We start from the raw sequence: 20,730 nt of genomic DNA on the forward strand, positions 1-20,730 counted from the left end.
GCGAAGGCAGTGTGTCATTCAACCAATATGGCGACTGAACCACCGCCTTCGCGAGCAAGCTCGCCCCACAAAAGACAATCCGTTTTCGATCTTGAACGACTCCTACTCTCGCTCAAGTTGACGTTAACGTAAAGGGTGATTGACAGTCATTCATCGCAGGCTTACGTTAACGTAAAGGTGAGAGCCGACCGCCCTCCCCACCCTACAAAAAAGCCAAAAGGTGACCCATGAGCTACCCATCCCTGAACTTCGCCCTCGGTGAAACCATCGACATGCTGCGCGATCAGGTTCAGTCCTTTGTCGCCGATCAGATCGCCCCGCGTGCTGCGCAGATTGATCACGACAACCTGTTCCCGGCCGACATGTGGCGCAAGTTCGGTGACATGGGCCTGCTCGGCATCACCGTGCCGGAAGAATACGGCGGTGCAGGCCTGGGTTATCTGGCGCATGTGGTCGCGATGGAAGAAATCAGCCGCGGCTCGGCCTCGGTGGCGCTGTCCTACGGTGCGCATTCCAACCTCTGCGTCAACCAGATCAACCGCAACGGCAACCACGAACAGAAAATCAAATACCTGCCCAAGCTGATCAGCGGCGAGCACGTCGGTGCTTTGGCGATGAGCGAGCCGAATGCCGGCTCCGACGTGGTTTCGATGAAGCTGCGCGCCGACAAACGCGGCGACCGCTTCGTCCTCAACGGCAGCAAAACCTGGATCACCAACGGCCCCGACGCCAACACCTACGTGATCTACGCCAAGACCGATCTGGAAAAAGGCCCGCACGGCATCACCGCGTTCATCGTCGAGCGTGACTGGAAAGGCTTCAGCCGCAGCAACAAGTTCGACAAGCTCGGCATGCGCGGCTCCAACACCTGCGAGCTGTTTTTCGATGACGTCGAAGTGCCGGAAGACAATATCCTCGGCGCCCTCAACGGCGGCGTGAAAGTCCTGATGAGCGGCCTCGATTACGAACGCGTCGTACTGTCCGGCGGCCCGACCGGGATCATGCAGTCGTGCATGGACCTGATCGTGCCGTACATCCACGACCGCAAGCAGTTCGGCCAGAGCATCGGCGAATTCCAGCTGATCCAGGGCAAAGTCGCCGACATGTACACCCAACTGAACGCCAGCCGTGCCTACCTCTATGCAGTGGCTCAGGCTTGCGAACGCGGTGAAACCACGCGCAAGGACGCCGCCGGGGTGATCCTCTACACCGCCGAGCGCGCCACGCAAATGGCCCTCGACGCGATCCAGATTCTTGGCGGCAACGGTTACATCAACGAATTCCCGGCTGGCCGCCTGCTGCGTGACGCCAAGCTGTACGAAATCGGCGCAGGCACCAGTGAGATCCGTCGCATGCTGATCGGTCGCGAACTGTTCAACGAAACCCGCTAAACGGAGCTGACCATGGCTACCCTGCACACTCAGCTCAATCCTCGTTCAGCGGAATTCGCCGCCAACAGCGCAGCGATGCTCAAACAAGTCGACGCCCTGCACACCCTGCTCGCCCAAGTGGCCCAGGGCGGCGGCGCGAAAGCTCAGGAGCGTCACACCTCACGCGGCAAACTGCTGCCGCGTGAGCGGATCAACCGCTTGCTCGATCCGGGCTCGCCGTTTCTGGAAATCAGCCCACTCGCGGCTTACGCCGTTTATGGTGAGGACGTGCCAGCCGCCGGGGTGATTGCCGGGATCGGCCGCGTGGAAGGCGTCGAATGCATGATCGTCGCCAACGATGCGACCGTAAAAGGAGGCTCGTACTACCCGCTGACGGTGAAGAAACACCTGCGGGCCCAGACCATCGCCCAGCAGAACCGGCTGCCGTGCATTTACCTGGTGGACTCGGGCGGCGCCAACCTGCCGCGTCAGGACGAGGTGTTCCCGGACCGCGAGCACTTCGGGAGGATTTTCTTCAACCAGGCCAACATGAGCGCGATGGGCATTGCGCAGATTGCCGTGGTGATGGGGTCGTGCACGGCGGGCGGCGCGTATGTGCCGGCGATGGCCGATGAAGCGATCATGGTGCGCAATCAGGCGACGATTTTCCTCGCCGGCCCGCCGCTGGTGAAAGCCGCGACCGGTGAAGTGGTCAGCGCCGAAGAGCTGGGCGGTGCCGATGTGCACTGCAAGATTTCCGGGGTCGCCGACCATTACGCCGAGAGCGACGAACACGCCCTCGCCCTCGCCCGCCGCAGCGTCGCCAACCTCAACTGGCGCAAACTCGGCGAAGTGCAGCAGCGCACGCCGATTGCTCCGCTGTACGCCAGCGACGAGTTGTATGGCGTGGTTTCGGCGGACGCCAAGCAACCGTTCGATGTGCGCGAAGTGATTGCGCGGTTGGTCGACGGTTCGGTGTTCGATGAATTCAAGGCGCTGTTCGGCACCACGCTGGTGTGCGGTTTCGCACATCTGCACGGGTATCCGATCGCGATTCTCGCCAACAACGGCATCCTCTTCGCCGAAGCCGCGCAAAAAGGCGCGCACTTCATCGAACTGGCCTGCCAGCGCGGTATTCCACTGCTGTTTTTACAAAACATCACGGGCTTCATGGTCGGTCAGAAATACGAGGCGGGCGGCATCGCCAAGCACGGCGCAAAACTGGTCACCGCCGTGGCGTGTGCAAAGGTGCCGAAATTCACCGTGATCATCGGCGGCAGCTTCGGCGCCGGTAACTACGGCATGTGCGGCCGGGCCTACGATCCGCGCTTCCTGTGGATGTGGCCGAATGCGCGGATTGGCGTGATGGGCGCCGAACAGGCAGCAGGCGTGCTGGTGCAGGTCAAGCGTGAACAGGCCGAACGCAGCGGCCAGGCCTTCAGTGCGGAACAGGAAGCCGAGATCAAGCAGCCGATCCTCGACCAGTACGAAGAGCAGGGTCACCCGTACTACTCCAGTGCACGCCTGTGGGACGACGGCGTCATCGACCCGGCGCAGACCCGCGATGTGCTGGCCCTGGCCTTGTCCGCGTCACTGAACGCGCCTATCGAACCGAGCCGCTTTGGCGTGTTCCGGATGTGATGTTTTGTGGGCGCAGGTTTGCTCGCGAAGACGGCGGCACATCCACTATGGATGTGACTCAATAGACGCTTTCGCAAGCACGCCCGCTCCCACAAGGACCGTGGAGATGGACGAATATGAGCGATTTCAACACCCTCGAACTGCACAGTGACCCACGGGGTTTCGCGACGCTGTGGCTCAACCGTGCAGAAAAGAACAACGCCTTCAATGCCCAGATGATCCGCGAACTGATCCTGGCCCTCGACAAGGTTGCCAGCGATACCAGCCTGCGCTTCCTGCTGCTGCGCGGCCGTGGCCGGCACTTCAGCGCCGGCGCCGATCTGGCCTGGATGCAGCAATCGGCCGAACTCGACTACCACACCAACCTGGACGACGCGCGCGAGCTGGCTGAGCTGATGTACAACCTCGCCAAACTGAAAATCCCGACGCTGGCCGTGGTGCAAGGCGCAGCGTTCGGTGGCGCATTGGGCCTGATCAGTTGCTGCGACATGGCCATCGGCGCCGATGATGCGCAGTTCTGCCTGTCGGAAGTACGCATCGGTCTGGCGCCGGCGGTGATCAGTCCGTTCGTGGTGCAAGCCATCGGTCAACGCGCAGCACGTCGTTATGCCCTGACCGCTGAGCGTTTTGGCGGCCAGCGAGCGCGAGAACTCGGTTTATTGTCCGAGAGCTATGCGGCCGTTGAGCTGGAGCAACAGGTTGAGCAATGGATCGACAACCTGCTGCTCAACAGCCCCGCTGCGCTGCGCGCCAGTAAAGATCTGCTGCGCGAAGTCGGCAACGGCTCACTGACCCCGGCCCTGCGCCGCTACACCGAAAACGCCATCGCGCGTATCCGCGTCAGCCCCGAAGGCCAGGAAGGCTTGCGTGCCTTTCTGCAAAAACGTCCGCCGAACTGGCAAGCCGCAACCACCACCAAGGAGCCGCGTTGATGAGCGCACCTGTTCTCACCACCCTGCTGGTGGCCAACCGTGGCGAAATCGCTTGCCGGGTCATGCGCACCGCCAAAGCCTTGGGCCTGACCACTGTCGCGGTGCACAGCGCTACCGACCGTGAAGCGCGGCACAGCCGAGAAGCGGATATCCGTGTTGATCTCGGTGGCAGCAAAGCGGCTGACAGTTATCTGCAAATCGACAAACTGATCGCGGCGGCCAAGGCCTGCGGCGCTCAAGCGATTCATCCGGGTTATGGTTTTCTTTCCGAAAACGCCGGGTTCGCCCGCGCTATCGAGGCGGCGGGCCTGATATTTCTTGGCCCACCCGCGTCCGCCATCGACGCCATGGGCAGCAAATCAGCCGCCAAAGCGCTGATGGAAACCGCTGGTGTACCGCTGGTGCCGGGTTATCACGGCGAAGCACAGGATATCGACACCTTCCGTGACGCCTGCGAACGCATCGGTTACCCGGTGTTGCTCAAGGCCACGGCCGGTGGTGGCGGCAAAGGCATGAAAGTGGTTGAGGACGTCAGTCAACTGGCTGAAGCCCTCGCCTCCGCTCAGCGTGAGGCGCAGTCGTCATTCGGCGACTCGCGGATGCTGGTAGAGAAATACCTGCTCAAACCCCGTCATGTGGAAATCCAGGTGTTTGCCGATCAGCACGGCCATTGCCTGTACCTCAATGAGCGTGACTGCTCGATTCAACGCCGCCATCAGAAAGTGGTCGAAGAGGCCCCGGCACCGGGCCTGTCGCCGCAACTGCGCAAGGCCATGGGTGAAGCGGCGGTGCGTTCGGCACAGGCCATCGGTTACGTCGGCGCGGGGACGGTGGAGTTTTTGCTCGACGCACGCGGCGAATTCTTCTTCATGGAGATGAACACCCGGCTGCAGGTTGAGCACCCGGTGACCGAGGCGATTACCGGTCTTGATCTGGTGGCCTGGCAGATCCGCGTGGCCCGTGGTGAAACGCTGCCGATCACGCAGGATCAAGTGCCGCTTGACGGCCATGCGATTGAGGTCAGGTTGTACGCCGAAGAACCTGCAAATGATTTTCTGCCGGCGACTGGCCGCTTGCAGCTGTATCGCGAATCGGCTGAGGGGCCGGGGCGCAGAGTCGACAGTGGCGTTGAAGAAGGTGATGAAATTTCGCCGTTCTATGACCCGATGCTCGGCAAGTTGATCGCCTGGGGAGAGGATCGTGAACAGGCGCGCCTGCGTTTGTTGTGCATGCTCGACGAATTCGCCATTGGCGGGTTGAAAACCAACATCAACTTCCTGCGACGCATCATCGCTCACCCGGCGTTTGCGGCAGCAGAACTGGATACCGGGTTTATTCCGCGTTATCAGGAGCAGCTACTGCCGCCGCCGGGCGAGTTGAGCGATGCTTTCTGGGATGCAGCGGCGCAGGCGTTCGCGCAGAGTCTGCCGGGCGTTATGCGGGCGGACGATCCTTCTTCGCCGTGGTCGCTTAACAGCGGATTGCGCACCGGCCTGCCGAAGGAATTCACCCTGCACTTGAGCTGTGAGGGCCAGGATCGAGCGCTGACGCTGAGTTCAGGTGGCAACGCCACACTAACGGGCGAGACGCTGGTGGTTGAGCAAGAGAACGTACGTCGCACGTTGCGCGCTATTCGTCAGGGAGATTCGCTGTATCTGCGCTGGGATGGCGAGTTGCGGCGTATCGAGGCGTACGATCCGATCAGTGCGGCCGAAGCCAGTCACACTCATCAGGGCGGTCTGACTGCGCCAATGAACGGCAGCATCGTACGGGTATTGGTCGAGCCCGGGCAGAAGGTCGAGGCCGGTGCGCAACTGGTGGTGCTGGAAGCCATGAAGATGGAACACAGCATCCGCGCACCACATGCCGGGGTGATCAAAGCGCTGTATTGCCAGGAAGGCGAAATGGTCGGCGAAGGCAGCGCTTTGGTTGAACTGGAAGAAGCGTGAGTGAAGGATCGATCCTGCGCCTGGCGAGGATCGATCTGACTAGAAACGCGCCGTAGCCTGTACCACGACGCCGATGATTCGACATTCATCGGTAAACAGGGCCTTGGGCCAGGTCGGATTGAGCGGCACCAGATAACGCTGGCCGCCCTCTTCGTCGAGCTTGCGAAAAATCGCTTCATCGCTGCCCGCCCACTGGGCAATCACCAGCTTACCAGGCACGGCCTCGACCTCTGGATCCACCAGAATAAGCATGCCTTCGGCAATACTCTGACCGCTGGGAGCGGTCATCGAATTCCCTGCCACCGTCAGCCAGAACGCCGCACCACGGGCATGATAATCCGTGAGTGCGAACCGCTGCCTGGCTGACGCCGGGGCATAGGCGGATCCGTTCTCGCGCACCTCGCAGGGTGTCTGCCAGTCGCTGACCGGGTAACGAAAGTACGGGTTGTACTTCTGCGCCAGCGGCATCTCGTCATCCGGCGTCACCTGCGGCTCACGAATCACCAGCACCACTTCAAGGAAATCCATGCCGAGCGCTTGCAGCACGCGGTTCATCTGCGTGATACCGGGTTCGCGACGTTTGTTCAGCCAATGACCGATGCCCCCCTGGGACATGCCGACGCGCTCTCCGAGCTCTGTTTGAGTGATTTTGAGCTCACTCATCTTGGCCTTGACCAACTCAATCCATTTATCCATGTGCGGCACCTTACTCGGACACCTCCGGCCAACAAAACACATATTGTAGTATTAAAAATGTGGTCACAACTACGCATCGTACTATTCTGAAGGCACGGATTATCAATCGAACAAGGAGCGGCCTTTCATCATGAATATCAGCAGCAAAGACTTGCCCGATCTGCAGATGGACACCACGTTTACTTCACCACAAGGCAACGCCGCGGCGCAGCGAGCCTTGGATTATTACTTGAAACCAGCTGTGTCAGAACCCGAGGTCGATGAGCGTTTTTTCGATGTCAAACAGCATCTCAGTGGCGAAGAAGCCTTGGTGCACGCCTCCGATCTGTTGCGCTGCGCGGCCGCCACTGCTTTCAAGGCTGCGGAAAACCTGCAAGGCGCGAATCGCGACCTGGCGTTTTCAGTGGTTCATATGGTGGATATGGCGCGGGCGATGGTTGACCACTCGCTCGATGGCGATGAAGTCTGAGGAACGGGGGACGATCGTGCGGGAAAGAGTTTTCCAATCGCACAGATAAAAACATTTGACTTGCAAATGATAATGATTATTATTGCAAGCAACTGATCGCGAGATCAGTCGATGGACCAGAGACCTTAGGTCGGTCTTCTGGACTATCTCCTCATCAGGCTAATCACGGTTTTTGACCCGGCTTTTTGCCGGGTCTTTTTTTACCCGTTTTTCGGGCTTATGGCTTCAGGCTAATGAAGTCGTTAAGTGCTGCAAATTCAATGACGCCGATAGTATCAAAAGAATATCGCTTGGCAAGCGAAGCCCAGCCACATTGGGGAAAACTAATAGCAATTAGCGCTTGAGAATCAATCGCATAGCCTCTAAGCTGCATGAGCGTCATGGAGGACGCCCCCGCCACGACCCCGCATTTCCCCTCGGTTTCATCTCTGTCTTGCGTGTAAAGTAGCCACCATAAAAATCATACTCAGGAATCGATTATGACCGTGGCCAAATCTTCGTTCGACATCAGTGCCAACTTCGATACCGGCAATATTCAAGTCATCGACATCAGCAATCCGCTCAATCCGGTTCTGGCCATCCGCCCGGACACCCGAAGCGCCCACTTTCAGTGGTTCCACTTCAAGGCCAGCGGTCTTCACGTCGGTCAGGAACACTGGTTTCGCCTCAACAACGCCAGTCAATCTTCGTACAACAAAGCCTGGGATGGTTATCAGGCCGTAGCCTCCTACGATCACGTCAACTGGTTCCGCGTACCCACCATTTTCGAAGGCGACTGCCTGCGTTTCTGCCTGGAAGCCACCCAGACTCACGCCTGGTTCGCCTATTTCGAACCCTATAGCCGCGGCCGTCACGACTGGCTGATCGAACAAGCGCTGACCAAGGCCGGCGCCGAGTTGCTGGCGACAGGTAAAAGTGTCGAGGGCCGCGATATTCAGTTACTGCGCAAAGGCAGCGGCGCGCAAGGTCAGCGCAAAATCTGGATCATCGCCCAGCAACACCCGGGCGAGCACATGGCTGAGTGGTTCATGGAAGGGGTGATCGAACGCCTGGAAAGACACGACGATCCGGTGCTGAATAAACTGCTCGCCAGTGCCGATCTGTACCTGGTTCCCAACATGAACCCGGACGGCGCCTTCCATGGGCATCTGCGCACCAACGCCATGGGGCAAGACTTGAACCGTGCCTGGCAAAGCGCCAGCCAGGAAATCAGCCCTGAAGTCCTTTTCGTGCAGCAGCAGATGGAAAAATACGGCGTCGATCTGTTTCTCGACGTACACGGCGATGAGGAAATCCCTCATGTCTTCACCGCTGGCTGCGAAGGTAATCCGGGGTATACGCCGCGGCTGGAGAAACTCGAAGAACATTTTCGCAGCCATCTGAAACACACCACCAAAGACTTCCAGACCAAATACGGCTACACCCGTGACGAACCGGGCCAAGCCAACATGACCCTGGCGTGCAACAGCGTTGGCCAGAAGTACGATTGCCTGTCACTGACCCTGGAAATGCCGTTCAAGGATCACGACGACGCGCCGAACGCGCAAACCGGCTGGTCGGGCAAACGCTCCAGTCAATTAGGCAAAGACGTGCTGACGACCATTGCCGACATGGTCGACACACTGCGCTGATCCCTCCCCTTGCCTGGTCAAAGGAACGGAGGCTGTCCCGGAAAATGGCGCATCGTCACAATGCGCCATTGCGGTCAGCTAACCGCGATTGCGACCGCGCAACATGCTGTCCAGCACGTCGTCACGGCGCACCCAGCCATGGAACAGCGCCGCCGCCAAGTGCACCAGCACCGTCAGAAACAGCAGATAAGCCAGATAACCATGAGCGCTGCGCAGCAACGCAAACAACTGCGCATCGGCCGGGACAATCGACGGCAACTGCAGCGATGCACTGAGCATCACCGGCTCGCCCGAGGCGCTGATCATCGCCCAACCGAGCAGCGGCAGCACCAGCATCAACGCATAAAGCAACAGATGCGAGGCCTTCGCAGCCATCACCTGCCAGCCCGGCAGATCCACCGGCAGCGGCGGCTGGCGTGTGGAGAAACGTACCAGCAGACGCACGATCACCAGCAGCAGAATCGCAATGCCCAAGGGCTTGTGCAGGTGGATCAGCCATTCATGCCGTTCGGAGACCGAGGTGACCATGCCGGCGCCAATAAACAGCATCGCGATGATCATCAGCGCCATCAGCCAATGCAGCAGTCGCGCCAACAGCGCGAAATGAGTCGGTTGAGCGCTCATGGACGAGCCTCCTGTTTGGCGGCGGGCAACTGGCTGACTTCGCGGGTGCGACGCCGATAGGAATTGGCGTAACCGGCGGAACGGGCCGCGAGCAACGGGTCGTCGGAGCCTTGAATCCCGGCCGGCAACACCAACGGGTCGTAATTGATGTCGCGGCACTCACCGCTCAGTTGCGGCTGAGTCTTTTCCAGCACCAGGGTGCCGGCGTTCACAACCTTGCGCCCTTCGGGCCAGGCCTTGCTGGCGTCGTTCACCGGGTCACCGGCGTTAGCCAACGTGATATTCAACTGAAAACGCAGCGGCGCAGCGGCAAGCCGTTGCACCAGATCCTTTTCCAGAAAGTCAGCGCCCTCAGGTGCGCTGTCACCCGCCGCGTCTTTAGCCAATGGCGTCATGCTCCAGCGCACGGCTTGCCGCTTCCCGCTGGCGTCCACCAGATAGAACGCATTGACACTGTTATAGGTTTCGGTGGCGTAACTGGCCGATGGCTTGGCGGTCTTCACCCAGGTCAGAAACGGCACAGTTTCCGGGTGCGCGGCGAAGAACGCCGGCACCTTGCCTGGGTCAGGTTTGCCTGTGGCCGGATCCGGCGACTGCGCCTGCAGCAACTGATAGAACGCCTCAGGCGTGCCCACCGGGAACACCGGCATGCTGTTCATCCCGGTGCGCCACTGCTGACCATTGGCCTGGGTGAAGCGCAGCGCCAGACTGCGAATCGGCACGCTGCTGTCCGGGGCATAGGGATTACCCGCCGGCAACGCAAAACGCCCCACCACCGGGGTGCGCGGTTCGTTGAACACTTGCGCAGCCGAGAACACCCGTGCCTCGCCACTGCTCTCGAAATGCCCGATCACGCACACACCTTTGGCATGATTGCGGCGGAATCCGGGATGCACGCCGTTGTTTTTCTCCAGCACATCGACCAGCGCCTTGGGCGTCAGACGTTGTGGGTCAAAGGTGCCGTGAACATAGGCAAACGCCCCGGCCACTGCGGCGACTACCGCGGCAATGCCGCCCAGACGCAGTACCACGCTCGCGGCACTCAGTGGCGGGCGCTGCGGCCCGCCTGAGGGTGAAGTGCGATCAACCATGAATAACTCCGGGACCATCGGCCACAAGTAGGAAGGGTCAGCAAGACGCACCCCGTCGGGATTTATTCCACAGTCCGGTATTTATTTTTCCGAACGTGGAATAACCTTCGACGGTGGACGTCTCCCTAGTCCACAGCGTAGTGACCAGCAGAATTTCATGAGCGAATTCGACGAGCAATTGAGAGAAATCATTCCCGGATTGCGGCGTTTTGCCGTGTCGTTGACGCGCAATAGCAGCAGCGCCGACGATCTGGTGCAGGCAAGCCTGGAGCGGGCCTTGTCGAGTTGGGGCGGCAAACGCGTCGACGGTGATCTGCGCGCCTGGCTGTTTGCGATCCTCTACCGACAATTTCTCGATGCTCATCGCCGTTCCCGACGCTATGCGCGGATGCTCGAATTTTTCACCGGGCGCGACGATGCCGAACCTTCGGCGGAGCGCACCGTCATCGCCCGGTCGACACTGCAAGCCTTTGATAGATTGCCCACCGAACAGCGCGCGCTACTGCTGATGGTCTCGGTTGAAGGCCTTTCCTATAAGGAGGTCGCCGAGATCCTTGGCGCCCCGATCGGCACCGTGATGTCGCGCCTTTCCCGCGCCCGCCAAGCCTTGCGCCAACTCAGCGACGGCGAAATCAGCAGCCCTTCTTTGCGGATACTCAAATGATCAGCCTGCCTCCCAGCGAGCATGACCTGCACGCCTACGTCGACCACCAACTCAGCGACGCCGACCGCCGGGTGCTTGACACCTGGCTGGCGAATCACCCAGACCAAGCCGCGCAGGTTCGCGCCTGGCAACGTGACGCCCAGCAATTACGTGCGGCACTGGGGGGCGCGTTGCAGCGGCCGGCCAATCCGGCGCTTGACCCGGCAACGATTCGCCAGCGCCGCATACGTCAGTCACGTCGACACCTGGCCAGCGCCGCCGTGTTGCTGATCGCCGTCAGTGTGGGTGGTTTCAGTGGTTGGCAAGCGCGGGAAATGACCCTCGTGCGCACCTCGGTATTACCGATGACCGACGCCTTGCAGGCCTATCGCTTGATTGCCCAGCAGGGAATGCTCCCGGCCGATTACAAGGTCGACAGTAACGGCGACATGCAGCGCTGGCTCGACCGTTATTTCACGCAGGCGAGTCGCTTGCCGGATCTCAAGGCTGCCGGGTTCGAACCGGTCAGCGGACGGTTGCTCAGCACCGACGAAGGCCCGGCGGCGATGGTGATGTATGAGGATGGGGGTGGGCACAAAGTCAGCTTTTATGTGCGACCGCCGGGACCGAAAAATACCTTTCTGCCGCGTGGCAGCCGCAGCGACGGGGATCTGCAGGCCGAATACTGGTCCGGGCACGGGTATAACTATGCGATGGTCAGCCCGGTTGATACGCCGGTCGCCCCACTGCTCAAGCAGTCCCTGCCATTGTGAAACGCGACATAACACTGTGGGTGCGGACACGACCCATACAGCGGGCCCTGACGCACATTTGTGTTCAATGAACGCCTACTCTCGACCGGCTGCAGTAGAAGGCGTGCTCTGCGTGTGGTTACACTACGCCGCCGCGCTCCGGGGAGCCGGTTTGACGAACACGGAGTCACCACAAAGTGCCCGCCCGACCGCCAAAACGAACGCGATTGATCCAGCGCTGGCCAGCGTTACGCCGCTGGTTCGGCAAACGCCTGCCTGCCAGTGCTGGCCATGACGCCAGCGCCCAGTCGATCCGCGACTACTTCCGGCACAAGGCCCACAGCCAGGGTTACACCCTCAGCCACAGCCAGCAGCGCGTCATCGATTGTCTGGCGCAGCAGGCCAGTCTGCTGTTCGGCGCAAAAGCCCCTACCCCGCCGAGTCTGTATCTGTACGGCGCCGTTGGACGCGGCAAGAGCTGGTTGCTGGATGGCTTTTTCCAGGCGCTGCCGATCAAGCAAAAACGACGCCTGCATTTCCATGAGTTCTTTGCGCAATTGCATCAAGGCATGTTCCGTCATCGTGAACAGGACGATGCCCTCGCCCTCACGCTCGATGATCTGCTGCAAGACTGCCGGGTGCTGTGTTTCGACGAGTTTCATGTGCATGACATCGGTGACGCGATGCTGATCAACCGGTTGTTCAAGGCGTTGTTCCAGCGCGCGATCGTGCTCCTGGTGACCTCGAACTATCCGCCTGAGGGCTTGCTGCCCAACCCGCTCTATCACGCTCGCTTCAAACCCGTCATCGAACTGATCAACTCACGCATGCAGGTCATGGAAGTCGGCGGGCCGCACGATTACCGAAGCCAGGCGCGCAACCAGGCGCATCAATTGTTCACGCAAGGTCACTACGTATGGCCGGCCACGCCTGCTCAGCGCCACGTCCTGAACCTGCCACCACACGATGCTCCAGCGCTTGCCCTAGCGGTCGGCACGCGGCAAATTCAGGCACGGTTGTGTGAAGGTCGGCGGGTCGGTTTTACCTTCAAGGACCTGTGCGAACAGCCGACGGCGGTGATGGATTATCTGGAGCTTTGCCGGCGTTTCGACCACTGGGTCATTGATGATTTACCGGCACTGGCTGAATGCTCGATCGCCGCGCAACAGCGTTTCATCAATCTGATCGACGTGCTCTACGATCAGGACAAATGCTTGACCCTGCTCGGTCAACTGCCGCTGTTTGAGCGTCTGGGCGGCAATGCCATTGACCTGGCCCGCACGCGGAGCCGGTTGGGGCAGTTACAGGAAGTGCGCCTCCTTACCTGACAGACAAAGATCGCGCCCCACAGAGGATCGCAGTGCAGAGGAAGAATTCGACAGTGTTGAATCTGCCGTTATCATGTCGCCCATTCCTTGCGACTCCTCTATGGCGAAGACCTTTATGCATACCCTTGCTCAATTGCGCGCCGGCGAATTGTCGGGCATCACGCGGCTGGATCTGTCCTGCGGGCTGACCGAGTTCCCGCGGCAGATCTTTGATCTGGCCGACACCCTCGAGGTGCTCAACCTCAGCGGCAACGCCTTGAGCAGTCTGCCGGATGATTTGCATCGGCTGACTCGAATGCGCGTACTGTTCTGCTCCGACAATCAGTTCACCGAGTTGCCCGCCTGCCTCGGCCAATGCGCCGCGTTGACGATGATCGGTTTTAAAGCCAACCGCATCGTCGATGTGCCGGGTGCCGCCCTGCCAACGCGGCTGCGCTGGCTGATCCTGACCGACAACTGCATCGAAACCCTGCCGAGCGAACTGGGCGAACGTCCTGACCTGCAAAAACTCATGCTGGCGGGCAATCGCCTGCAATCGCTACCCGCTTCTCTGGGTAACTGCCATCGGCTGGAGCTGATCCGCATCGCCGCCAACCGCCTGAGCCAATTGCCACCCTTTCTGCTGGCGTTGCCGAGCCTGACGTGGCTGGCCTATGCCGGTAATCCACTGGAAACCGAAGCCGACGCCGCCGCCCTTCAAGCCACACCGCAAATTGACTGGTCAACGCTGCGCCTGGAGCAGCAACTGGGCGAAGGCGCTTCGGGGGTGATTTGCCGGGCGACTTGGCAGCACGCCGAGGGCTCGCTGAAACCGGTCGCCGTGAAGTTGTACAAAGGTGAAATGACCAGCGATGGCTCGCCGCTGCATGAAATGAACGCCTGCATCACGGCCGGGCTGCACCCGAATCTGATCCGGGTTGAAGGTCGTATCGATGACCATCCCGAAGGCCAGCAAGGGCTGGTGATGCAATTGATTGATCCGAGCTTTCGCAATCTGGCGGCATTGCCGAGCCTGGCGTCCTGCTCACGGGACGTTTACGCCGAAGATTGCCGCTTCACGGCCGACGTTGCGCTAAGAATTGCCAAGGGCATCGCGTCGGCGGCCGAACATCTGCATCAACAGGGCATCACCCACGGCGACCTCTACGGGCACAACATTCTGTTGAACGACGAGGGCGATTGTCTGCTGGGAGATTTCGGCGCGGCGTCCTTCCATGCCACCACGGACAACGTCGAGACACGATCACTGCAACGCATCGAAGTGCGAGCGTTCGGGGTTTTGCTCGGGGAGTTGCTGGCGCGGATCGACTCGGGGTTGAGTGATGAGCGGCGTGGGGTGCTGGAGGATTTGCAGCGGCGCTGCTGTCAGGCCGATGTGCTGGGGCGGCCGGGGTTCAGTGAAGTGAGTGCGGTACTGGACAAGCAGTGACCGCAACGCGGTCAATCGCGGGCTTGCCCGCCATTGACGGCGTTACCGGTAAAACCAATCAGCCCGCCAGACCGACAAACATGTCCTGTACGTCGTCATGGTTGTCGAGGCCTTCCAGGAACGCTTCAACCTCAGCCATTTGCTCATCGCTCAAACCGCTGACGGGGTTCTTCGGCTGGTAGCCAAGCTTGGCCGACAGCACGGTAAAGCCTTGCTCCGGCAGGGCTTTCTGCACGGAGTCGAGGTCGGTCGGATCGGTCAGGAACAGGGTTGCGCCGTCTTCACCCGGTTCAAAATCCTGGGCACCGGCTTCGATGGCGGCCATTTCCGGATCGGCGTCCGGGGTGTCCGGCGAGGCTTCGATCATGCCCACATGGTTGAAATCCCAGGCAACGGAGCCGGAAGCACCCAGTTGACCCTTGCGGAACGCCACACGGATTTCCGCGACGGTGCGGTTGATGTTGTCGGTCACGCACTCGACGATCAGCGGTACCTGGTGCGGCGCGAAGCCTTCGTAGGTCACGCGATGGTATTGCACGGTTTCGCCTAGCAGGCCCGCGCCTTTCTTGATTGCGCGATCCAGGGTTTCTTTCGGCATCGAGGCTTTCTTGGCCTGTTCGACCACCAGACGCAGGTGTGCGTTGGTGGCGGTATCGGCACCGTTGCGGGCAGCGATGGTGATTTCTTTCACCAGTTTGCCGAAGATTTTGCCCTTGGCGTTGGCTGCCGCTTCTTTGTGTTTAACCTTCCACTGTGCGCCCATTACTCACTCTCTTGATCTGTGGCGCCGAGACATCTATTGGCCGACGCGTGGCGCCAAGTTTATACGGCCTAAACTCGGCAATCGACCAAAAAAATCCAATGTGGAATCGACTTATTCACCAGACCTTGTAGGGCGATTCTGAAAAACCCCTTTGACATAACCATTCAACGCTGTGGTTTCGTACCCTCTGAGGCCCGTATTGCCTGACAGAGCCTGTTCGAATGCTCAATGACAAGGAAAGTCCGTTCACCCTCACCCTGACCGACAGCGGCTTATGCCTGCCAGTGTTGCGCTTTCAAGGCGAGGAAGCGCTCAACCAGCCCTACCGTTTCGACATTGACCTGATCGGTCTGGCACCCGCCGTGCCCCCGGGTACGCTGCTGCAGCAACCGGCATTTCTGCGCCTGAACGACCATCACGGGATCCACGGCATGATCCACAGTGCCACTTGCGAACACCGTGGCACGCATCGGATTGGCTATCGACTTGTCTTGGTGCCACACCTGCAAAGACTGTCGCGAACGATTAAACGGCGTGTGTTTATACAACTGAGCGTGCCGCAGATTCTTCAGCAATTACTCGTTGAAAATGCCCTGCCGAGCAATAGTTACCGAATTGAAATGACCGTGGGCCAGTACCCGACGCGGCCGTTCTGCATCCAGTTCGAGGAAAGCGATCTGGCGCTGCTGCACAGGCTTTGCGAAGAGGAAGGCATTCACTATCACTTCGAACACCGGGTGGACGGTCACGTTGTCGTGTTCGCCGATGACAGCCTGAGCCTACCGCAAGCCCCCGTTCTGGTGCCGTTCAATGTCGACGAACAAACAGCCTCGCCCTGCGTCAGTGCGCTGTACCAGCATCATCACGCCGCGCCCATTGCGACGCTCCACGCCTTGCGCAATCGTGGGCAACAGGCTGTCAGCGAGGATGCAGCCAATCAGACTTCGCCTATCGCACCGCAGCCCACGTTGTCGCTTGAACAACGTCATGCCGAACAACGCAGTCGCCGCCATCTGGAGCGACAACGTTGCCAGCATCGCTCGATCAATGGCCGCAGCGACTGCGTCGGTTTGCTCAGTGGGCACTTGTTGCAAGTGACCGAGCACCCGATCAGCACCTTCAACGACCAATGGCGGATCACTGCCATACGCCATCACGGGCAACATCCCTCGATTCTTGACCCCACCCCGACCCAGCACCGTTATTACAACGACTTCACCGCCCAGCCCTGGTCAACCGACTATCGCCCGCCCCTCAAAGAACCGCGTCCCAGCGTCGCAGGCTTTCATCTGGCGCAGATACTTGGCGCGTCGGGGCAACCCGCGCAACTTGATGAGCAGGGGCGCGTCGCCGTTATTCTCTGGCCTGCGCCCCCCCCGAACACCACTGAAACCGACGCGCTGTGGCTGCCCATCGCCATGACCCGGGCCAACAGACGACTGGCAGCGAATGAACTCCCGTCTGCAGGCAGTGAAGTCTGGGTGAGCTTCCTCGACAGCGATCCGGACCGACCGATCCTGTGCCTCGACAGCAGACGCAGTCCACCGCCACGCGAGACAGTGCCGATGCCTGACAGCAGCCTTCTACTGGATTGGCTGCTCAACAGCACCGCGCCATGACAGTCCTCCCTGCTGGCGTTGTCGCAGCCTGCGACAGTTCCTGCTGGGGGCCTGAAGCGAACCTGTCAGGCCGGCGCCAATGCAAAAAACGCCTGAATCAAACGCAACTCCCGTCGCCGCTCCATGCAGCCGATCATGTGCCGGTTTCCCAGCCCTTCGCCGGCAATCGGAATCGCCACCACCCGAGGGTCGTGGCTGACCTCCACCGAAGACACCACGCCAACCCCCAGTTCTGCGGCAACCGCTTCGGTCACCGCTTCGCGGCTGTCCAGTTCCAGCAAGACCCGTGGCTGAATCGACGCCTGCGCGCAAGCCTGATCAAACGTGCGCCGGGTAATCGAACTCGGCTCACGCAAGACCATGATTACCTGATCCAGTTCTTTGAGCTTCACCTCCCCGGCCCGCGTCGCCCAAGGATGGCCCGCTGGCACCAAAGCGCAGATCCGCGACTCGCTCAACGCTTGCAGATGCAAGCCTTTGCGCGGTTCGACTTCGGTCAACACGGCGACATCTGCGTGTTCCGATAACAGCGCTGCCAGCGTTTCCTGCGCATTGCCCAAGCGTAAATTCACCGTAATCCCCGGATACCGCGCCCGCAGACTCGCCAACATCGGCATGACCATGTGCGGCCCATCCGCCGCCACCTCCAGGCGCCCGGTCAGCAGTTGCCGATTGGCCTCCAGCATCGCCTGCGCTTCTTCGGCGAGACCAAACATCGCCCGGGTGATCGCCGCCAGTTTGGTGCCCTCCTCGGTCAATTCCACCCGTCGCGCCGTACGTCGCAGGAGGGTGATCTGGTAATGCTCCTCCAACGCCTTGATGTGCCCGGTGACCGCTGGCTGGCTGATGAACAAACGCAAGGCGGCGCGGGTGAAGCTGCCCTCCCGGGCTACGGCGTCGAAGGCGCGTAGCTGAAACAGATTCATGAATAACCCTCGCTGATGGCTGGCATAACAACAAACAATTTGATTGATGCAACGGCGAATTGCAACGTATGCCCCCTAGCTTCACCCCACAGCGCTATCCAAGGACATACGAATGAGTATCGCCGAACCCATCCTGCTGACTCCCGGCCCGTTGACCACTTCGGCCCGCACCCGCCAGGCGATGATGATCGACTGGGGGTCATGGGATGACCGTTTCAATCAACTGACCGCCAGCCTTTGCGAACAACTGCTGGCGATCCTCAACGGTGCAGCCACCCACCACTGTGTGCCGTTGCAAGGCAGCGGGACATTCGCCGTCGAAGCGGCCATCGGTACGCTGGTACCGCGTGACGGCAAAGTGCTGGTACTGATCAACGGTGCCTATGGCCAGCGTCTAGCGAAGATCTGCGAGGTGCTCGGCCGCTCGTTCAGTACCTTCGAAACCGCTGAAGACAAACCGACCACGGCCGCCGACGTTGACCGCCTGCTGCGTGCCGACAGCGCCATCACCCACGTCGCGCTGATCCACTGCGAGACCAGCACCGGGATCCTCAATCCGCTGCCAGAGATTGCCGAGGTTATCGCCCAACACGGAAAACGCCTGATCATCGACGCCATGAGCTCTTTCGGCGCGCTGGCGGTGGATGCACAACAAGTGCCGTTCGACGCGCTGATCGCCGCGTCCGGCAAATGCCTGGAAGGCGTACCGGGGATGGGTTTTGTCTTCGCTCGCAAAGAGTCGCTGGCCGCTTGCGCCGGTCAGTCGCATTCGCTGGCGATGGACCTGTACGACCAGCACACCTATATGCAGAAGACCGGCCAGTGGCGCTTCACCCCGCCCACCCATGTGGTCGCGGCGCTGCACGAAGCCCTGCTGCAATACAACGAAGAAGGTGGCTTGCCGGCACGGCATGCGCGCTACGCGGCCAACTGCCAGGCGCTGATGGAAGAGATGGGCGAGCTGGGTTTACGCAGTTTTCTGCCGGCAGCGATTCAGGCACCGATCATCGCCACGTTCCATGCGCCGACCAATCCGCGTTATCAGTTCAAGGACTTCTACGAGCGCGTCAAGGCCAAGGGCTACATCCTCTACCCCGGCAAACTGACCCAGGTTGAAACCTTCCGCGTCGGCTGCATCGGCCACGTCAGCCCGGACGACATGCGCCAGGCCGTCGCAGCAGTCGGTGAAGTGTTGCGCGAGATGGAAGTCCTCGACATCTGATTCACCCCCAAATCCCTGTGGGAGGGGTCTTGCTCCCCTCCCACAAAGAACCGCATTGCCAACTCAGGAATTGACTGCCATGAACTATGTAAATCCAGACAAGCTGCAAGCCGCCATCCTCGACTGGGCCGGCACCGTGGTCGACTTCGGTTCTTTTGCGCCGACCCAGATCTTCGTCGAAGCCTTCGCCGAGTTCGACGTTCAGGTCTCCATCGAAGAAGCCCGTGGCCCGATGGGCATGGGCAAGTGGGATCACATCCGCGCTCTGTGCGATCAGCCGCAGGTCGCCGAGCGCTATCGCCAAGTGTTCGGTCGCACGCCGACCGACGACGATGTCACCGCGATCTATAACCGTTTCATGCCGCTGCAGATCGAGAAGATCGCCGAACACTCGGCACTGATCCCGGGCGCTCTGGATACCATTGCCAATCTGCGCGAACAAGGGATCAAGATCGGCTCCTGCTCCGGTTACCCGAAGCAGGTGATGGACAAAGTCGTCGAACTGGCCGCCACCAACGGCTACGTCGCCGACCACGTCGTCGCCACCGACGAAGTGCCGAATGGCCGCCCATGGCCGGCCCAGGCACTGGCCAACGTGATCGCGCTGGGCATCGACGACGTCGGCGCTTGTGTGAAGATCGATGACACTGTGCCGGGCATTCTCGAAGGTCGGCGTGCCGGGATGTGGACGGTGGCGCTGATCTGCTCCGGTAATGCACTGGGCCTGGACTACGAGGGGTTCCGCGCACTGGGCAGCGATGAACTGGCCAGCGAGCGAAAGCGCATCCACGCACTGTTCGAAGGTTCGCGCCCGCACTACATGATCGACACCATTACAGACCTGCCCGAGGTGATTGCCGACATCAACAAGCGTCTGGCCCAGGGTGAAATGCCGCAGTCGAGCTGATCCATCGCCTGCTGTAAACGAAAACGCCAGTGTCTGTCGCGACACTGGCGTGTTTTTTTGGACTCTTCCTGACCCAGCGCATTGAAACGCCGATCAGCAACAGGCAAATCCGCCAAAGCGGATTACAGTTAAGACATGCCGTCATACAAGAACGGTGCGTTTGCCCCCTGATCTGTGAGGAAACACCGTATGCCGTGGACCAGTTCCGAATCTCGTTACAGCACCGTCTCAGTCTTGCTGCACTGGCTGATGCTGGTGTTGTTGGTACTGGTATACGCCAGCATGGAATTTCGCGGCATCTTTCCCAAAGGCAGCGGCGGTCGCACGCTGATCAAAGAGGCCCACTACATGCTCGGCCTGACGGTGTTCGTGCTGGTGTGGTTTCGCCTGCTCGCCCGCAGCGTCGGCCCGGCACCGAAAATCTTCCCGGCCTCGCCGGCATGGCAAACCGTGCTGGCGCGGCTGATGCACTGGGCGTTGTACCTGTTCATGATCAGCATGCCGATTCTCGGTTGGTTGATCACCAGCGCCGAGGGGCATCAAGTGATGTTCTATGGTTTTGATCTGCCGATGCTGGTGAATGAGGACAAGGCACTCGCCAAACAGGTGGAATATTGGCACGTACTCATCGCCACGATTGGCTACTGGTTGATCGGGCTGCATGCGCTGGCGGGGATCTATCACCACTACGTAGTGCGCGATAACACACTGGTGCGGATGATGCCCAAACGCGATTGA

At 60.2% G+C, this 20,730-nt stretch carries 20 protein-coding genes; 14 read left to right on the forward strand and 6 right to left on the reverse strand.

What is annotated here, in order from left to right:
- The first annotated feature begins 227 nt into the window (after nucleotides 1-227).
- The 4 genes from AACY18_RS24055 to AACY18_RS24070 all read left to right on the forward strand — a co-directional run bounded on the left by AACY18_RS24055 (nucleotide 228) and on the right by AACY18_RS24070 (nucleotide 5,892).
- Nucleotides 228-1,391 carry an isovaleryl-CoA dehydrogenase gene (locus AACY18_RS24055; RefSeq protein WP_339431988.1) on the forward strand — a complete coding sequence of 388 codons (1,164 nt, stop codon included), beginning with the start codon at nucleotides 228-230 and terminating at the stop codon, nucleotides 1,389-1,391.
- Nucleotides 1,392-1,403: 12 nt separating this feature from the next.
- Complete coding sequence (locus tag AACY18_RS24060; protein WP_221730427.1) at nucleotides 1,404-3,011, forward strand: carboxyl transferase domain-containing protein; 1,608 nt, start codon at nucleotides 1,404-1,406, stop codon at nucleotides 3,009-3,011.
- A gap of 116 nt (nucleotides 3,012-3,127) precedes the next feature.
- Nucleotides 3,128-3,943, forward strand: a complete 816-nt coding sequence (locus AACY18_RS24065; RefSeq protein WP_339466308.1) for a gamma-carboxygeranoyl-CoA hydratase — start codon at nucleotides 3,128-3,130, stop codon at nucleotides 3,941-3,943.
- On the forward strand, nucleotides 3,943-5,892 hold the full coding sequence (locus tag AACY18_RS24070; protein WP_339466309.1) for an acetyl/propionyl/methylcrotonyl-CoA carboxylase subunit alpha: 1,950 nt from the start codon (nucleotides 3,943-3,945) through the stop codon (nucleotides 5,890-5,892). The genes AACY18_RS24065 and AACY18_RS24070 overlap by 1 nt, the downstream gene beginning before the upstream one ends.
- A 39-nt stretch (nucleotides 5,893-5,931) precedes the next feature.
- Here AACY18_RS24070 and AACY18_RS24075 read toward each other — a convergent pair whose 3' ends face one another.
- On the reverse strand, nucleotides 5,932-6,588 hold the full coding sequence (locus tag AACY18_RS24075; protein ID WP_339466311.1) for a LexA family protein: 657 nt from the start codon (nucleotides 6,586-6,588) through the stop codon (nucleotides 5,932-5,934).
- A 130-nt stretch (nucleotides 6,589-6,718) separates the two neighbouring features.
- On the opposite strand from AACY18_RS24075, the gene AACY18_RS24080 reads away from it, so the two are divergent.
- Nucleotides 6,719-7,057 (forward strand): DUF6124 family protein, encoded by a 339-nt coding sequence (locus AACY18_RS24080; protein WP_339431984.1) that lies wholly within the window; start codon nucleotides 6,719-6,721, stop codon nucleotides 7,055-7,057.
- Between the two features lie 217 nt (nucleotides 7,058-7,274).
- On the opposite strand, the gene AACY18_RS24085 is transcribed toward AACY18_RS24080, so the two are convergent.
- Nucleotides 7,275-7,439 (reverse strand): hypothetical protein, encoded by a 165-nt coding sequence (locus tag AACY18_RS24085; RefSeq protein WP_339466314.1) that lies wholly within the window; start codon nucleotides 7,437-7,439, stop codon nucleotides 7,275-7,277.
- Nucleotides 7,440-7,536: 97 nt separating this feature from the next.
- Here AACY18_RS24085 and AACY18_RS24090 point away from each other — a divergent pair, with 97 nt between their 5' ends.
- Entirely contained in the window at nucleotides 7,537-8,688 is a 1,152-nt protein-coding gene (locus AACY18_RS24090; RefSeq protein WP_339466315.1) for a M14 family metallopeptidase, read from the forward strand.
- 78 nt (nucleotides 8,689-8,766) lie between these two features.
- On the opposite strand, the gene AACY18_RS24095 is transcribed toward AACY18_RS24090, so the two are convergent.
- Together AACY18_RS24095 and AACY18_RS24100 are read right to left on the reverse strand one after the other, a co-directional pair.
- On the reverse strand, nucleotides 8,767-9,312 hold the full coding sequence (locus AACY18_RS24095; protein ID WP_339466316.1) for a cytochrome b: 546 nt from the start codon (nucleotides 9,310-9,312) through the stop codon (nucleotides 8,767-8,769).
- A complete protein-coding gene (locus AACY18_RS24100; protein WP_339431980.1) occupies nucleotides 9,309-10,403 on the reverse strand; it encodes a catalase family peroxidase in 1,095 nt (364 codons plus the stop codon). The genes AACY18_RS24095 and AACY18_RS24100 overlap by 4 nt, the downstream gene beginning before the upstream one ends.
- Before the next feature lie 157 nt (nucleotides 10,404-10,560).
- Between AACY18_RS24100 and AACY18_RS24105 the strand changes: the two genes are divergently transcribed.
- From AACY18_RS24105 to AACY18_RS24120, 4 genes are all read left to right on the forward strand, one after another.
- The gene (locus AACY18_RS24105; protein ID WP_339431979.1) at nucleotides 10,561-11,067 is read left to right on the forward strand and encodes a sigma-70 family RNA polymerase sigma factor; all 507 of its coding nucleotides are present in this window, start codon (nucleotides 10,561-10,563) and stop codon (nucleotides 11,065-11,067) included.
- Nucleotides 11,064-11,819 (forward strand): anti-sigma factor family protein, encoded by a 756-nt coding sequence (locus AACY18_RS24110; RefSeq protein ID WP_339431978.1) that lies wholly within the window; start codon nucleotides 11,064-11,066, stop codon nucleotides 11,817-11,819. The genes AACY18_RS24105 and AACY18_RS24110 overlap by 4 nt, the downstream gene beginning before the upstream one ends.
- Nucleotides 11,820-11,995: 176 nt before the next feature.
- Nucleotides 11,996-13,126 (forward strand): cell division protein ZapE, encoded by a 1,131-nt coding sequence (zapE, locus tag AACY18_RS24115; protein ID WP_339431977.1) that lies wholly within the window; start codon nucleotides 11,996-11,998, stop codon nucleotides 13,124-13,126.
- Nucleotides 13,127-13,241: 115 nt separating this feature from the next.
- Nucleotides 13,242-14,555: a protein kinase gene (locus AACY18_RS24120; RefSeq protein WP_339466317.1), complete on the forward strand. Its 1,314-nt coding sequence runs from the start codon at nucleotides 13,242-13,244 to the stop codon at nucleotides 14,553-14,555.
- Between the two features lie 58 nt (nucleotides 14,556-14,613).
- On the opposite strand, the gene AACY18_RS24125 is transcribed toward AACY18_RS24120, so the two are convergent.
- On the reverse strand, nucleotides 14,614-15,318 hold the full coding sequence (locus tag AACY18_RS24125) for a YebC/PmpR family DNA-binding transcriptional regulator (protein WP_123529345.1): 705 nt from the start codon (nucleotides 15,316-15,318) through the stop codon (nucleotides 14,614-14,616).
- 221 nt (nucleotides 15,319-15,539) lie between these two features.
- Here AACY18_RS24125 and AACY18_RS24130 point away from each other — a divergent pair, with 221 nt between their 5' ends.
- On the forward strand, nucleotides 15,540-16,937 hold the full coding sequence (locus AACY18_RS24130; RefSeq protein WP_339466318.1) for a type VI secretion system Vgr family protein: 1,398 nt from the start codon (nucleotides 15,540-15,542) through the stop codon (nucleotides 16,935-16,937).
- Nucleotides 16,938-17,002: 65 nt separating this feature from the next.
- Here the strand turns inward: AACY18_RS24130 and AACY18_RS24135 are convergent, their stop codons facing one another.
- Nucleotides 17,003-17,863, reverse strand: a complete 861-nt coding sequence (locus tag AACY18_RS24135; RefSeq protein WP_339466319.1) for a LysR substrate-binding domain-containing protein — start codon at nucleotides 17,861-17,863, stop codon at nucleotides 17,003-17,005.
- A gap of 112 nt (nucleotides 17,864-17,975) precedes the next feature.
- Between AACY18_RS24135 and AACY18_RS24140 the strand changes: the two genes are divergently transcribed.
- The 3 genes from AACY18_RS24140 (at nucleotide 17,976) to AACY18_RS24150 (ending at nucleotide 20,730) form a co-directional block, all read left to right on the forward strand.
- Complete coding sequence (locus AACY18_RS24140) at nucleotides 17,976-19,085, forward strand: 2-aminoethylphosphonate--pyruvate transaminase (RefSeq protein ID WP_339466320.1); 1,110 nt, start codon at nucleotides 17,976-17,978, stop codon at nucleotides 19,083-19,085.
- A gap of 79 nt (nucleotides 19,086-19,164) precedes the next feature.
- On the forward strand, nucleotides 19,165-19,992 hold the full coding sequence (gene phnX / locus AACY18_RS24145) for a phosphonoacetaldehyde hydrolase (RefSeq protein ID WP_339431972.1): 828 nt from the start codon (nucleotides 19,165-19,167) through the stop codon (nucleotides 19,990-19,992).
- A 189-nt stretch (nucleotides 19,993-20,181) separates the two neighbouring features.
- On the forward strand, nucleotides 20,182-20,730 hold the full coding sequence (locus tag AACY18_RS24150) for a cytochrome b (protein WP_339431971.1): 549 nt from the start codon (nucleotides 20,182-20,184) through the stop codon (nucleotides 20,728-20,730).

It is taken from the genome of Pseudomonas sp. EA_65y_Pfl2_P74 (genome assembly GCF_963970575.1).
GTDB lineage: Bacteria > Pseudomonadota > Gammaproteobacteria > Pseudomonadales > Pseudomonadaceae > Aquipseudomonas > Aquipseudomonas baetica_A.

Coding starts and splice junctions, on each gene's coding strand:
- AACY18_RS24065 (WP_339466308.1), top strand. CDS start 3,128: ATGAGCGATTTCAACACCCTCGAACTGCACAGTGACCCACGGGGTTTC.
- AACY18_RS24075 (WP_339466311.1), bottom strand. CDS start 6,588: ATGGATAAATGGATTGAGTTGGTCAAGGCCAAGATGAGTGAGCTCAAA.
- AACY18_RS24060 (WP_221730427.1), top strand. CDS start 1,404: ATGGCTACCCTGCACACTCAGCTCAATCCTCGTTCAGCGGAATTCGCC.
- AACY18_RS24130 (WP_339466318.1), top strand. CDS start 15,540: ATGCTCAATGACAAGGAAAGTCCGTTCACCCTCACCCTGACCGACAGC.
- AACY18_RS24140 (WP_339466320.1), top strand. CDS start 17,976: ATGAGTATCGCCGAACCCATCCTGCTGACTCCCGGCCCGTTGACCACT.
- AACY18_RS24100 (WP_339431980.1), bottom strand. CDS start 10,403: ATGGTTGATCGCACTTCACCCTCAGGCGGGCCGCAGCGCCCGCCACTG.
- AACY18_RS24070 (WP_339466309.1), top strand. CDS start 3,943: ATGAGCGCACCTGTTCTCACCACCCTGCTGGTGGCCAACCGTGGCGAA.
- AACY18_RS24055 (WP_339431988.1), top strand. CDS start 228: ATGAGCTACCCATCCCTGAACTTCGCCCTCGGTGAAACCATCGACATG.
- AACY18_RS24150 (WP_339431971.1), top strand. CDS start 20,182: ATGCCGTGGACCAGTTCCGAATCTCGTTACAGCACCGTCTCAGTCTTG.
- AACY18_RS24135 (WP_339466319.1), bottom strand. CDS start 17,863: ATGAATCTGTTTCAGCTACGCGCCTTCGACGCCGTAGCCCGGGAGGGC.
- AACY18_RS24120 (WP_339466317.1), top strand. CDS start 13,242: ATGCATACCCTTGCTCAATTGCGCGCCGGCGAATTGTCGGGCATCACG.
- AACY18_RS24090 (WP_339466315.1), top strand. CDS start 7,537: ATGACCGTGGCCAAATCTTCGTTCGACATCAGTGCCAACTTCGATACC.
- AACY18_RS24095 (WP_339466316.1), bottom strand. CDS start 9,312: ATGAGCGCTCAACCGACTCATTTCGCGCTGTTGGCGCGACTGCTGCAT.
- phnX (WP_339431972.1), top strand. CDS start 19,165: ATGAACTATGTAAATCCAGACAAGCTGCAAGCCGCCATCCTCGACTGG.
- AACY18_RS24105 (WP_339431979.1), top strand. CDS start 10,561: ATGAGCGAATTCGACGAGCAATTGAGAGAAATCATTCCCGGATTGCGG.
- AACY18_RS24080 (WP_339431984.1), top strand. CDS start 6,719: ATGAATATCAGCAGCAAAGACTTGCCCGATCTGCAGATGGACACCACG.
- AACY18_RS24085 (WP_339466314.1), bottom strand. CDS start 7,439: ATGACGCTCATGCAGCTTAGAGGCTATGCGATTGATTCTCAAGCGCTA.
- AACY18_RS24125 (WP_123529345.1), bottom strand. CDS start 15,318: ATGGGCGCACAGTGGAAGGTTAAACACAAAGAAGCGGCAGCCAACGCC.
- AACY18_RS24110 (WP_339431978.1), top strand. CDS start 11,064: ATGATCAGCCTGCCTCCCAGCGAGCATGACCTGCACGCCTACGTCGAC.